The 13,108-nt window shown below is 72.5% G+C and carries 13 protein-coding genes; 11 read left to right on the top strand and 2 right to left on the bottom strand.

Annotated features, from left to right (window positions below; translation table 11 throughout):
- Positions 1-83 precede the first annotated feature (83 nt).
- Positions 84-602: a transcription elongation factor GreA gene (gene greA, locus LZ198_RS22665; protein WP_253974116.1), complete on the bottom strand. Its 519-nt coding sequence runs from the start codon at positions 600-602 to the stop codon at positions 84-86.
- A gap of 185 nt (positions 603-787) precedes the next feature.
- Here greA and LZ198_RS22660 point away from each other — a divergent pair, with 185 nt between their 5' ends.
- The 11 genes from LZ198_RS22660 to LZ198_RS22610 all read left to right on the top strand — a co-directional run bounded on the left by LZ198_RS22660 (position 788) and on the right by LZ198_RS22610 (position 12,248).
- Complete coding sequence (locus tag LZ198_RS22660; protein WP_253974115.1) at positions 788-1,318, top strand: FHA domain-containing protein; 531 nt, start codon at positions 788-790, stop codon at positions 1,316-1,318.
- Between the two features lie 38 nt (positions 1,319-1,356).
- A complete protein-coding gene (locus LZ198_RS22655; protein ID WP_253974114.1) occupies positions 1,357-1,752 on the top strand; it encodes an MGMT family protein in 396 nt (131 codons plus the stop codon).
- Positions 1,753-1,851: 99 nt separating this feature from the next.
- On the top strand, positions 1,852-2,394 hold the full coding sequence (locus LZ198_RS22650; RefSeq protein ID WP_253974113.1) for a M15 family metallopeptidase: 543 nt from the start codon (positions 1,852-1,854) through the stop codon (positions 2,392-2,394).
- Positions 2,395-2,451: 57 nt separating this feature from the next.
- Positions 2,452-3,174, top strand: coding sequence for an RNA polymerase sigma factor (locus LZ198_RS22645; protein WP_253974112.1), 723 nt, complete (start codon positions 2,452-2,454; stop codon positions 3,172-3,174).
- A 16-nt stretch (positions 3,175-3,190) separates the two neighbouring features.
- Positions 3,191-5,332, top strand: coding sequence for a serine/threonine protein kinase (locus LZ198_RS22640; RefSeq protein ID WP_253974111.1), 2,142 nt, complete (start codon positions 3,191-3,193; stop codon positions 5,330-5,332).
- Between the two features lie 115 nt (positions 5,333-5,447).
- The gene (locus LZ198_RS22635; protein ID WP_253974110.1) at positions 5,448-6,335 is read left to right on the top strand and encodes a TIGR04222 domain-containing membrane protein; all 888 of its coding nucleotides are present in this window, start codon (positions 5,448-5,450) and stop codon (positions 6,333-6,335) included.
- Positions 6,332-7,186: a DUF692 domain-containing protein gene (locus LZ198_RS22630; RefSeq protein ID WP_253974109.1), complete on the top strand. Its 855-nt coding sequence runs from the start codon at positions 6,332-6,334 to the stop codon at positions 7,184-7,186. Before LZ198_RS22635 ends, LZ198_RS22630 begins: the two co-directional genes overlap by 4 nt.
- Entirely contained in the window at positions 7,183-7,653 is a 471-nt protein-coding gene (locus LZ198_RS22625) for a hypothetical protein (RefSeq protein WP_253974108.1), read from the top strand. Before LZ198_RS22630 ends, LZ198_RS22625 begins: the two co-directional genes overlap by 4 nt.
- Positions 7,654-7,749: 96 nt before the next feature.
- The gene (locus LZ198_RS22620) at positions 7,750-10,017 is read left to right on the top strand and encodes a DUF4139 domain-containing protein (RefSeq protein ID WP_253974107.1); all 2,268 of its coding nucleotides are present in this window, start codon (positions 7,750-7,752) and stop codon (positions 10,015-10,017) included.
- On the top strand, positions 10,017-11,576 hold the full coding sequence (locus LZ198_RS22615) for a DUF4139 domain-containing protein (RefSeq protein ID WP_253974106.1): 1,560 nt from the start codon (positions 10,017-10,019) through the stop codon (positions 11,574-11,576). The genes LZ198_RS22620 and LZ198_RS22615 overlap by 1 nt, the downstream gene beginning before the upstream one ends.
- 78 nt (positions 11,577-11,654) lie before the next feature.
- A complete protein-coding gene (locus LZ198_RS22610) occupies positions 11,655-12,248 on the top strand; it encodes an HD domain-containing protein (protein ID WP_253974105.1) in 594 nt (197 codons plus the stop codon).
- Positions 12,249-12,256: 8 nt separating this feature from the next.
- Here LZ198_RS22610 and LZ198_RS22605 read toward each other — a convergent pair whose 3' ends face one another.
- Positions 12,257-13,105, bottom strand: coding sequence for an MBL fold metallo-hydrolase (locus tag LZ198_RS22605; protein ID WP_253974104.1), 849 nt, complete (start codon positions 13,103-13,105; stop codon positions 12,257-12,259).
- Positions 13,106-13,108: the final 3 nt, after the last annotated feature.

The following is a 13,108-nucleotide window of genomic DNA, read 5'->3' as shown; positions in this document are numbered from 1 at the left end:
GGGGTGACGTCTCCCAGAAAACGAGTTCGGGGGAGCGAGCCGTGGCCCGCCCCCCCGCTGGCTCTTCGTCCGTCTGTCGGCGCTCAGCCTTCCGCCGCCGGCTCGTCGGGCTCCGGATCCTCGAAGCGGATCTCCTGGATCTCCAGCTCGCGCACGCCGCCGGGGCTCTGCACGGTGGCGACGTCGCCCACGCGCTTGCCGATCAGCGCCCGGGCCACCGGGGACGTCACGGCGATCCACCGCTTCTTCAGGTCGGCCTCCAGCTCGCCGACGATGCGGTAGGAGACCGGCTTGTCCGTCTCCGTGTCCAGCAGGTCCACCGTGGCACCGAAGATGACCTTGTCGCCGCCCAGCTTCGACGGGTCGATGACCTCCGCGCGCGCAATCCAGTCATTGAGGTCCAGGATGCGGCCCTCGATGTGCGACTGCTTCTCCTTGGCCGCGTGGTACTCGGCGTTCTCGCGGAGGTCCCCGTGGGCCCGGGCGACCTCGATCTCCCGCGAAATCTTGCCGCGCTCGACGCTCTGAAGATGCTTCAGCTCCGTCTTGAGCTTGCGCAGCCCGGAGGGGGTCATCGGGATGTTGTCGCTCCCGCTAGCCATCGACACAGCTCCTTCCACCACTCCCTGGTTCAAGAAAGAGTGAGGGCCGGCACTCCTCGCGGAGCCCGGCCCCCACCATGAAGCGCTCAATGTAGGGAACCCGTGTCGTGCAGGTCAACGAAACCCGTACATGGCACTGCTGGAGCCGCTGGGCGCACGCGGGGTGACCCGCTAGGCTGCCGCACGTGTTGTCCGTCCAGGAACTGCGCGCCCTCGCCGCGTCACTGCCCTCCGAGTCCTTCGAGCGGCAGTTGGGGCCCTTCGCCCTCATCCAACGTCCCCCGTCGGAAGCCTCGGCGGCGGTCCTCGCCCCCACCCGCATGGCCGACCCCGAGGACATCGGGCTGGGCATGATGACCCTCCTGTTCGAATTCGAACACCTGCTGGTGGCCACATTGCCGCCCCTGCACGCCACGGAGCGACTGACCATCGGCCGGCGCATGGACTGCGACCTCGTCATCGACGACGCCTCCGTCTCCAAGTTGCACGCGGAGCTGCGCTGGAACGAAGCCCAGCAGCGCTGCACCGTGCGGGACCTGGGCTCGACCAACGGTACGTTCCTCAACGCCTCCACGCTGGCGACCCGGGAAGCGCCCGTGCGCGACGGCGACATCCTCAGCTTCGGCAACGTCCAGTTCTGGTACCTGACGGCGAAGACGCTGCACGAGCGCCTGCGTGCGGGCGACGCGACGGGCATGGGCTCGCGCAGCGGGTAGTCCTTGCCAACGGTGCCTCGCAGCCACACGACCTCTCCATGTCCACGCAGCCACGCGACGAGCACGAGTACTACGAACGCATCTACACGGTCGTCGAGCAGGTCCCGCTCGGGAAGGTGGCCACCTACGGCGACATCGCGGCCATCGTCGGTGACGGCTGCGACGCCCGCGTCGTGGGCCACGCCCTGGGGTCGATGGGCGCGCGCGCCGCGACGGTGCCATGGCAGCGCATCATCAACCGCACCGGCGGCATCAGCACCTCCGGCCACGGCCAGCGGGAGATCCTCGAGGCGGAGGGCGTGTCCTTCGATGAGAAGGGACATGCGCGCATGGACACGCATCACTGGAGCGGCCCCAGCGAGGACTGGGTCCGCGCGCACGGCTTCCAGCCCCTGCCTCGGAAGCCGCCGCAAGCGCAGCTCACGCTGTTCTGAGCGACGGGCCACGCCGACGAGGGCCCGGCTCCCCGGCTGCTTGAACGCGGGAATAGAAGCGCGAGAGTCATGTCCCGGTCCGACGGCCGGGAAGCCACCATGCCTCTCTCGCTGCCTCGCTGGAGTCTGCTGCTCCTCCTGTGCCTGCTCGCGTGCGACGCGCTCGCCACGGAGACGGAGCGGGCGCGTCGACCCAAGGTGAAGACGTCGAAGCTCGTGCGCCTGCCCGGCGGTGAACGACTCCATCGCGACGCGGCGCTCGCCTACCAGCGCATGGCCCAGGCGGCCGAAACGGACGGCGTGCGCCTGCGCGTCACCAGCGGCTACCGCTCGCCGCGGGAGCAGCGGTGGCTCTACGAACAGTACCGGAAGGGAAAGGGCAACAAGGCCGCGAGGCCTGGCCGGTCCAACCACCAGCGCGGCCTCGCGGTGGACCTCATCGTCGGTCCCGCGACGTCGCAGCGCTTCGAGTGGCTGGCCGCCAACGCCTGTCGGTTCGGCTTCCGGCGGACGGTGCGCTCCGAGCCGTGGCATTGGGAGTACAGCCCCCGCACCACCCTCCCTCCGCTCGCGGGCGAGGATTGCCTGGGGCGCCCCGTCGAGCGCGAGGCGCCCCCCGTGGTGGAGAACGCCCCCAGTTGACGTGTCCCCAGCGGCCAGGACTCCCCGTCCGGGTGGCCGGGCCGCTATGATGTGGGTGTGAGCGTCCGCAATCCCGGCCAGAAGTTCATCACCACGCGCTGGAGCCTCATCGCCGCGGCGACGGGTGGTGAGGACGCGCGCGCGGCGCTCGCGACGCTCTGCGAGGTGTACTGGCCTCCTTGCTACGCCTTCGTGCGCAGGAACGGCCACGACGCGGACGCGGCGCTGGACCTCACCCAGGGCTTCTTCACGCGGCTCCTGGAGGGCGACGACCTCTCCCGCGTGGACCGGGAGCGGGGCCGCTTCCGCTCGTGGTTGCTCGCCGCGCTCAAGCACCACCTGGTCCACGACTGGCGCCGCGAGCAGGCGCAGAAGCGCGGAGGGGGCGCGCCCCACCTGTCCATCGACGCGGACGCGGCGGAGAGCCAGTACAACCTGCTCGAGCTGTCCCACGACGTGACGCCGGAGCGCCTCTTCGAGCGGCACTGGGCCCTGTCCCTGCTGGAGCGCGCGCTGGCGGCGGTGCGCGAGGAGTGGCGGCGGATGGGGAAGTCCGCCCTCTTCGAGCGGCTCGCGGGCTGCCTCACCAGCGACCTCGAGCTGACGTCCTACCAGGCCATCGCCGCCGACTTCGGGCTGACCGGGAACAACGTCAAGGTCACCGTCCACCGGCTGCGCCAGCGCTACCGGGCCGCGCTCCACGAGGAGATCTCCCTCACCGTCGAGAGCGACGACGCCGTGGAGGCGGAGCTGCGCTACCTCCTCGCCGCGCTGGGCTGACGGAGCGCCGCGCCCCATGGCCACGCCCCAGACCCCATCGCCCCCGGCCTGCTCGAGGTGTGGCGCCGCGCTCTCCGGCGGGGTGTTGTCCGGGGCCTGTCCCCGGTGTCTCCTGGCCGCGGCGATGGAGGGACGGGAGCGCTCGCCCTCCGGCAGCGCGCTGCACGCGCTGTTGCCGCCCACCGCGTCGCGGCTGCCCGTGCGCTTCGGCGACTACGAGCTGCTGGAGCGCATCGCCCGGGGCGGCATGGGCGTGGTCTTCAAGGCCCGGGACCTGCGGCTCCAGCGGCTGGTGGCGTTGAAGATGATCGTCGACGGGGAGCTGGCGACGGAGGTGGACGTCCACCGCTTCCGCGCCGAGGCGGAGGCCGCCGCGCTCCTGGACCACCCGAACATCGTCCCCCTCTACGAGGTCGGCGAGCACGAGGGCCACCACTTCTTCACCATGCGCCTCATGGAGGGCGGCAGCCTGGCCGACCACATGGAGCGGCTGCGCGCCGAGCCTCGCAAGGCGGCGGAGCTGATGGCGGCCGTCGCGCGCGCCGTCCACCACGGCCACCAGCGCGGCATCCTCCACCGCGACCTGAAGCCCCCCAACATCCTCATGGACGCCGAGGGCCGACCACACGTCGGTGACTTCGGCGTCGCCCGGCGCATCGCCCAGGAGGGCCTGACGCAGACGGGCTCCGTGGTGGGCACGCCCGCGTACATGGCGCCGGAGCAGGCGGAGGGCCGCGTCCGGAGCCTCACCACCGCCGCGGACGTCTACGGCCTGGGCGCCATCCTCTACGAGCTCGTCTCGGGCCGGCCCCCCTTCGAGGGCGACACCGCGGCCCACATCCTCCGGCAGGTGGTGGAGCACGACCCCACGCCGCTGCACCTCGTCGCCCCGCGCGTGGACCCCGAGCTGGAGACGGTCTGCCACAAGTGCCTGGAGAAGAACCCCGCGCAACGGTACGGCTCCGCGGCGGAGCTGGCGCTCGAGTTGGAGCGCCACGCGCGGGGCGAGCCCATCGTCACGCGGCGCCCGGGCCGCGCGGGCCGCACCTGGCGCTGGTTCCGCCGTCACCCCGTCCTGGCCGGCACGCTCACCGTCGTGACCTGGTTCCTCCTGTCGATGACGGCGGGGGCGCTCCACGTCGCGCTCGGACAGATGCACGAGCGGCGCGGAGAAGTGCTCGCGGCCGACACCCACGCGGCGCTCACCGCCGCGGGCGCGGTGCTCTACCAGCTCGACACGTACCGCTCCGCCGTCGAATGGGCCGCGCGGCTCCCCGCGGTCGCGGACGGCCTGCGCCGTCACGACACCGACGGGCTGCACGAATTCCTGCACGCCATGGACCTCACGGCCCCACCGCGTCACGGCCTGCGCCTGCCCGACGGGGGCTCACCGTTCTCCGTGTGGCTGGTGTTGGACCGGGATGGCGTGGTGCGCGGGCGGTGGCCCCGTTCGGACGCGCAGGTGCTGGGCCTGAGCCATGCGTGGCGCGACTACTTCGTGGGGGCGGCGCAAGCCGCGCGCGCGGGGACGACGACCGCGTACGTTTCGCGCGGCTTCGAGTCGGTCGTGGATGGACAGCACCTCTTCGCCATCTCCGCGCCCATCCTCGCCCCGGACGGCGGGTGGCTCGGGGTCGTCGTCGCCATGTCCCGGACGGGGCCGACGCTCGGCAGCCTCCGGCTGGACGCCCCCGACGAGCGCGAACCCCACGTCGTCCTCGTGGCGCCGAAGGACGCGCCCCGGGGCGGCAGCATCCCCATCCTGGAGAGCGAGCTGATGGTCATGGTCCATCCGCGCCTCGGCCCCGGCGAGACGCGCCTGCTCGACGCGCCGACCACGGAGCGCGTGCGCGAGGCCCTCCAACTGGCGCCGCGCCCGGGACTGGAGAACCCGCAGTTCCCCACCCGCGACCAGGTCGTGCGGAGCGACGCGCACGTCGATGCCCTGCAGCCCGACGAAGGCCCCTGGCTCGCGGAGTATGTCCCCGTGGGCAGCACGAACTACGTGGTCATCGTCCAGACGCGCGACGACGCCATCCTCGCGCCCACGCGGACCCTGCTGGGCCGGCTCGCCCTCTGGAGCGGCCTCCCCGCCCTGGCCGGCGGGGGACTGCTCACCCTCCTGTTGTCGGTGCTCCAGCGCAGGGCCCGGGGCTGAAAGACCCCAGGTCGTCACACGGATGACACAATCCGCCGCTGTAACCTCTTCTGACGAATTCCCCAGAAGGGAGCGAACCGGCTGGACTGAATCGAATCGAAAGGAGGTCACGACGATGAATCCGACGCACCGCATCTCAGGCCCGGAGTTCCTGCTGTACGCAGTCGCCGCCTTCATCGGCTGCATCATCCTGGGCGTCGTGCTGAACCGGCTGCTCCGCCGGGGCACGCGCCATGACACCCACCGCGACGAGGACCTTCCCCGGCGACCGGACCCGTACCTGGTGGCGACGCTCGCGGGGCCGTCCTCCATCATCGAGACGGCGCTGGCGCGGTTGCTCCACCAGGGCGCCATCCGCCTCGATCCGGGGCGCCTCGAGACCGCCGCGGGCCTCCCGGCCGGCGCCCCACGCATCGAGCGCGCCGTGTATCACGCCGTCAGCCAGGGAGTGATGGAGACCGCGAAGCTGGAGCGCGCGGCCGACGCGTCCATCGAATCGCTCAAGCAGCCCCTGGTGGAGCGAGGCTGGCTCCTCGACGAGAACCAGGCGTTCTTCTCCCGGTGGATCCCCGCGCTGCCGCTCGTCATCCTGATGATGGCGCTGGTGGCGCGGATGGTTCACGGCCTCTCACGAGACAAGCCCGTGGGCTTCCTGGGGCTGCTGCTGGTCGGCTGCGCCATCGTCCTCTTCATCCGGGTACGGCCTTCGTGGCGGACCCTCCACGGCGACGCGGTCCTCGCGCGGTTCCGCGACCAGCAGGAGCCCGTGAAGCTGGCCGCGCAGAGCGCGAGCAGCCTCGGCGCGCTCGGCCTCGACGACCTGGCGGTGTCCGTCGGCCTCTACGGGCTCGGCACGGTCGCGGTCGCCGACTTCCAACTGCTGAACCGACACCTCAACGTCCACTCCGCCTCGGACTCGTCGGGTTCCTCGGGTGATGGAGGCGGAAGCTGCGGCGGTGGCGGTGGCGGTTGTGGTGGCGGCGGCTGCGGAGGGTGCTCGTGAGCATCCCCGGGCTCCAGGGCGTCGGCATCGGGTGGCGACGCGAGCTGGCGCACGTCATCGACCGGATGCCGGACCTGGGCTTCATCGAGGTGCTCGCCGAGCACCTGCCTCCCGCCGGCCCCGTGCCCACGCCCCTGCTCCGACTGCGCGAGCGGGGTGTCCCCATCGTCCTGCACGCCGTCTCGCTGGGGTTGGGTTCGGCGGAGCCCCCCTCGCCCAAGCGCCTGGAGTGGCTCGCGCGGCTGGCCGAGCGGCTGGGCGCGGTGTGCATCAGCGAGCACCTGGCCTTCGTCCGCGCGGCGGGCATCGAGTCGGGGCACCTGCTGCCCGTGCCCCGGTCGGACCTCATGCTGGAGGTCCTGGAGGAGAACATCCACCTGGCGCAGGCGGCGCTGCCCGTGCCGCTCGCGCTGGAGAACGTGGCCTCCCTGTTCGAGTGGCCCGACCCCGCCTTCCCGGAGGCGGAGCTGCTGCGGGCCGTGCTCACCCGGACGCGCGCGTCGCTGCTGCTCGACGTGGCCAACCTCTACTCCCACGTGCTCAACCACGGGACGGACGCGGACGCGGTGCTCGACATCGTCCCGAGGGAGCGGCTGGCCTACGTCCACGTCGCGGGCGGAGTGCGCCATGACGGGCTGTATCACGACACCCACGCGCACCCGGTGCCCGAGGGCCCCCTGCGACTGCTCGGGGCGCTCGCCGCGAGGCTGGGCCCGGTGCCGGTGATGCTCGAGCGTGACGACCACTTCCCACCCGAGGACGTCCTGCTCGCCGAGCTGGCCTCCCTGCGTGACGCCGTCGCGCGCGGCGCCGGTCCCCGCGTCACGGCCACCCACGAGGCCCACCCATGAGCGCGCGAGCGCACCTCGCCCAGGCGCAGGCCGACCTGGTCCGGGCACTCGGCACGGGAGCGCCGGTCCCCGCGGGCTTCGACCCGGGACGGGTGGAGGCCGCCGCACGCGCGCTGCTCGACAAGCGACGACGGCTGGTCGCGAAGACCTGGCCCTCCCTGGTGACCGGCCTGGGCGCGACGTTCGCCACGCGGTTCGATGCCTGGGCCCGCCTCCATCCCATGACGGTGGAGCCCCGGCCGCTGGTGGACGGACGCGCGTTCGTGGAGTCCCTGCGCGCCGAGGGACCGCTGCCCCCCGACGTCGCCCGGGCCCGGCTCGCCTTCGACATCCGCTGGCGCCCCGCCCAGGAGGGCGAGGTCCGCGCGCGACGGGGGCCCATGCTCCTGGTCCGGCGCGAAGGCGCGGCGCGGCAAATCCTGGTGGCGCTCCGGCTACCGGGGGGCCACATCCGGATGTGGCCCTGAGTCGGGGCGAGCCTCCGCCCTCGACCGAGGTGGGGGCATGATTCCGGGGGGCGATCTCGACTAGCGTTGCCGCTCTTTCCCGCACCGAGGGGGCGCATGCTCGTCGTGCCATCCATGTTGGACGCCGTCACCGTCTACGCGGAGGGCGCGCTTTGCACGCGCCTGGCCACGCTCAGACTCGAGGAGGACCGCGTCCCCAACGAGATTCGAATCAACGGCCTGCCGCTGTCCCTGCGCCCCGGCACGATGCGCGCCTTCGTGCACCAGGGACCTCCCGGCCTCCAGGTCCGGGACCTGCGCGCGACGTTCGACGTGCAGCTCCCACCCGAGGTCGACGTGCCCCAGGAGCACCGCGCCCTGGAGGAAGCGCTCGAGCGCCTGTTGGACGTGACGGCCCGGCTGGAGGCCCTGGAGCAGGAGCTGGGCACGCTCGGCGCCCTGGAGCCGACCTTCCTGCCGCAGAAGCCGGACGCGCCGGCCCCTCACGAGGCCCCGGTGGAGGCGATGCTCGCGCTGGCGTCCTTCGTGGACTCGGAGCTCGCCGCCCTGCATGCACGGAAGCTGGAGCTGGAGCGGCGCAAGCGCGACACCGAGGACGACATCCGCGTGCGCCGCCAGCGCATCCACGAGGCGTCCTCCTCCGTGCGTGGCGAGCGCGCGCGCGTCTATCGCGCGGCCGTGCTGCGGCTGTCCGGCAACCCGTGGCCTCGCGAGCAGCCCGCCCTCATCGCGCTGGAGTACGCGGTGCCCGGCGCGCGCTGGGTGCCGACGTACGACCTGCGGCTGCCACGCACGCTGGAGGAAGGCACGCTGCGCATGCGCGCCTCCGTGCTCCAGCGCACGGGCGAGGACTGGACGAACGTGAAGGTCGCCGTCTCCACGGCCACGCTCGACCGGAAGGCGGAGGTCCCGGAGCTGAAGGCCCTGCGCATCGGCCGCCGCCAACCGCCGCCTCCCCGCTCCGGCTGGCGCGAGCCGCCCCCCGGCCTGGATGAGCTGTTCGCGGGCTTCGACACGCTGCGGGCCCCGCCCCCACCGCCTCCGCCGCCGCCCATGCCCGCCGCCCCGCGCAACGAGCCGGTCATGTTCGCGCCGCCTCCTCCCGCGCCGGCGTACGAGGCTCCCGAGGAGGAAGCCCTCGAGGAGGGCCGCTCGATGGACCTCGCGCGCCGGGGCCGGCCCCCTTCGTCCGCGGGCGCCATGCCGCGCAAGCCCCAGGCACCAGGAGGAATGCCGAGCACCCCACCATCCGAGGACGTGCCCAGCGCCTCGATGCCGTCGCCCAAGCGCTCGAAGCTGCGCGCCGCGAGCGCCGCCAGCTTCGGCGGGATCAGGCCCTCCGCCGCCCCGCGAGCCTCGGCGCCGATGGAGATGGAGCTGGAGGCCCCCGAGGCGGACATGGACGACGGGCTGGCCGTCGGTGGTGGCGGGGCGGCGAACCGGGACGAATCCCCCCAGGTGCCGTCGAGCCTGGAGCCCACGGACTCGCTGCTCGACTACGACCGGCTGGAGCTGGCCCCCGCGCAGGACAAGGCGCACCGCGGACGCCTGCGACCCCGGCCCTCGCACGTCACCCGCGAGCTGCTCGCGTTGCAGGCCGTCCACGTCCAGGTCGACATCCTGACGCTCATCGCGGTGTGCGAGCAGGAGGTCTCCACCATCTGGAACGCGCCGCTGCCCGCGTGGGGCATCGCGCCGCGCGAGTCCGCGATGCACTTCGACGCGCGCTTCGACCTGGAGTCCCGCGCCGACGTGCCCTCGGACGCGGCGTGGCACACGCTGCCGGTCCTCGTCGTCCCCATGGGCATCTCCGCCGAGTACGTCTGCGTCCCGTCCGTCGAGTCCCGCGCGTTCCGCACGGTGCGGCTGGAGAACCGGACGCCCTACCCGCTCCTGGCCGGCCCCGTGGACGTCACGCTCGGCGACGAGTTCCTCATGACGTCGCCGTTGCCCACCCTGCCGCCCGGCGCCACGCAGCGCCTGGGCTTGGGCGTCGAGGAGTCCATCAAGGTCGCGCGCAACACGCGCTTCGACGAGGTCGCCGGTGGCCTCTTCGGCTCGACGATGCTCACGCACCAGGTCTCCGTGGAGCTGGCCAACCGGCTCCACAACCGCGTCCTGGTGGAGGTCTGCGAGCGCATCCCCGCAGTCCCCACGGGCACGGAGAAGGACATCAAGGTGGAGGAGGCGGAGATCGCCCCCGCCTGGCAGAAGCGCATCCCCCTGCCGGGAGAACAACCCGTCGAGGGCGAGCGTGCGTGGCGCGTGGTGCTCCAGCCGGGTGAGGCGCAGACGCTGAAGGCGACATGGACCGTGAAGATTCCCGCCAACAAGATGCTCAACGGCGGCAACCGGAGGACCTGATGAACACGCCCCTCACCCTCCCGGTGGTCAAGGTCACCCTCCTCGAGGACCGCGCGCTGGTGGAGCGCCGCGGCGAGGTGCCGCTCGTGCCGGGCGCGCAGCGGCTCGTCCTCTCCGGCATGTCCCCGCTCGCGGTGGATCGCTCGCTCCAGGCGAAGCTGGCCGGAGGGACGGTGTCGCAGGCGCGCATCCGACGCACGCGCAAGCCCCATCGCCCCGAGGCCCTGCGAGAGCACCGCACGGAGCTCGGGCGCCGCGTGGCGGAGCTGGAGCAGCAGGAGCGCAAGGCGCTGGCGGACCTGGAGCGGCTGCGCGCGCGCAAGACGCTGCTCGACACGGCCCACGCGGACGTCTACCGCGCCATCTCCGAGCAGGCCGGCGCCGGCAAGGCCTCCATCGACACCTGGAAGCACCAGCTCGACACCGTCCGCAAGGAGCAGGAGGCGACGGCCACCCACGAGCGCAAGGCGCTGCACGAGGTGGGGCGGGTGCAACAGCAGCTCGCTCAGGCCCGGAGCGCGCAGGCGAGGACGGAGGACGCCCCGCCGACGCTCGACACGTTCGCCGAGCTGGAGGTGGGTCACCCGGCCGGTGGAACGGCGCTGTTGTCCATCAGCTACCTGGTGCCCTGCGCCGCGTGGCGCCCGGCCTACCGCGCGACGCTCGAGCCAGGCGCCCACAACACCCTCGCGGTGCGCCTGGAGTGCGAGGCCGTCGTCTGGCAGCGCACCGAGGAGGATTGGAAGGACGTGGAGCTGGCCTTCTCCACCGCGCGCCCCACGCTCGGCGCCTCACCGCCGCGCCTGGAGGAGGACTGGCTGTGGCTGCGCGAGCGGACGGAGCGGGAGAAGCAGGTGGTGGAGATCGCCGTCCGCGAGGAGGTCATCCAGACCACGGGGGACGGCGGCACGGCCCGGCGCGACCAGGAGCTGCCCGGCATGGATGACGGCGGCGAGCCGCTGACGCTGGCGGCCCCGCACCGGGCGAGCGTGCCCCCGGATGGCGAGGCCCACCGCGTCCCGCTGTTCCACTTCACCGCGCCGGCGACCTCGGAGCTGGTGGTGGCGCCCGAGCAGTCGCCGCTGGTGCATCGCGTGGCCCGCTTCGAGAACACGGGGCCGGCGGTGCTGCTCGCGGGCCCGGTGGACCTGGTGCGTGGCAGCGGCCACGTCGGCCGCTCGAACCTGCGCTTCACCGGCCGGGGTGAGTCCGTGCGCCTGGGCTTCGGTAGCGAGGACTCGCTGCGCGTGGCCCGCCAGTCCCAGGTCGAGGAGGAGTCGAGCCGGCTCACCGGTCGCAAGGTGAAGACGCACCACGTGCGGCTGTTCCTCTCCAACATGGGCGCCACCGCGACGCCCGTCGCGCTGGAGGAGCGCATCCCCGTCTCCGAGGTCGACTCGGTGAGCGTCCATTTGCTGAAGGACGCCACGAAGCCGGCCCCGACGAAGGTGAGCCCCGATGGCATCGTCCGGTTCGAGATGACCGCGCCGCCTCGCTCGCAACAGGAGCTGACGCTGGTCTACACGCTGTCGCTCTCGTCGAAGGTCGCGGGACTCTGAGCGTGTCGACGCGCCGGGAGCGCCTGGAGGCGGGAGGACCTCCAGGCCCTTCCCGTCCGGGCGGTATACGTTCGCCCCATGCAGACCAAGGCTTCCCCGCCCATCGCCCTGCTGAAGGGCCGCGCGACCCACCCGCTCATCGAGACCTACTTCGAGCTGAACCACCTCAAGCAGCTCTTCCGACAGGGCTGGCTGCGCGTGGGCGTGAGCCCCGAGCGGTGCGAGAGCGTCGCCGAGCACTCGCTCTTCGTCGCGCTGCTGACCCTGTTCCTCGCCGACACCCACTTCCCCCAGGCCGACGCGGCCCGCGCGGTGCGCCTCGCGCTGCTCCACGACCTGGGCGAGGCGTACGTGGGAGACCTCACCCCGCACGACGGCGTGGGCCAGGAGGACAAGCACGCGCGGGAGCGCCGGGCGATGGAGCAACTGGTCGGCAAGCTGCCCCGTGGCGCGGAGTACCTGGCGCTCTGGGATGAGTACGAGCGCGGGGCCTCGTTCGAGGCGCGGCTCGTGAAGCAGGTGGACCGGTTGGAGATGGGCCTCCAGGCCTGCGTCTACGAGCACCAGGGGATGGGTGACCTGTCGGAGTTCTTCGCCTCCGTGGACCGGGCCCTCGAAGCCCCGGCGCTGCGAGCGCTCCTCGCGGAGCTGGAAGCGCTGCGCCCGGACTGACGCGCGGCTCAGCCGAACCAGCGCCCCGCGTCGGGCGCGAGGACCCGGACGCGCTCACGCAGCCCGGGCGGCAGTCGCGCGTCGAGGAGCGCCCGGACCTCCTGCGGCCCGAGCGACTGGCTGAAGTGCATCAACACGATGGCCTCGTTGCGGAAGCGCTCGGCCTGCGCGATGAGCTCGTCCAGGTGCAGGTGGGCGCGATCCCTCGCGTCCTGCACGGAGCGCTTCGGGTCCACGAAGGTGCACTCGATGACGAGCACCCGCGAGTCGAACAGCCCGGGCTCCGTCTCCAGCACCTTCGCCAGGGAGTCCGTGGCGTAGGCGAGCTCGAGGTGCTCCCGCGCCGCGAAGATGTCCTCGCCCGCCTTGCGGCGCCGGGCGATCTCCTGGGGTGGCAGGTCGTGGAACTCGGGCCGCAGCTTCGTGACACGGCGGATGAACTGGTAGCCCAGCGAGGGCACCGGGTGGTGCGTCCGGAAGGCGCGGACATGCAGGTCGTGACCGAGCGGCCGCACGTCCCCCGGGAGCATCGGGACGGTGTGCACCTCCATGGAGGTGTGGTGCAGCCGACCCAGGACCTGGAGCGCCTCCTTCACGGAGGACTCGAGCTCCGCGGGGAGGAAGAGCTGGGGCGCGCCCTTCCCCAGCAACCGGCGGATGCCGAGCAGCGAGCCCAGCCCGCTGGCGTGGTCCGGATGGGCGTGACTGAGGAAGATGCGCTCGGTGCCCGCGAAGGAGCGGATGGGGATCCCCGCGTCGAGCACGACGTCCAGCTCCGGCACCTGGAGGGAGGTGTACACGCCTCCCACGGAGATTCCTCGAACGGTATAGGGACCGGCCTGGACTTCGTTGAGCATCGC

It is taken from the genome of Myxococcus dinghuensis (assembly GCF_024198235.1).
In the GTDB taxonomy this organism is placed as follows: domain Bacteria; phylum Myxococcota; class Myxococcia; order Myxococcales; family Myxococcaceae; genus Myxococcus; species Myxococcus dinghuensis.
Note: the sequence above shows the minus strand (reverse complement) of the source record. Positions and strands in the feature narration are given on the sequence as shown.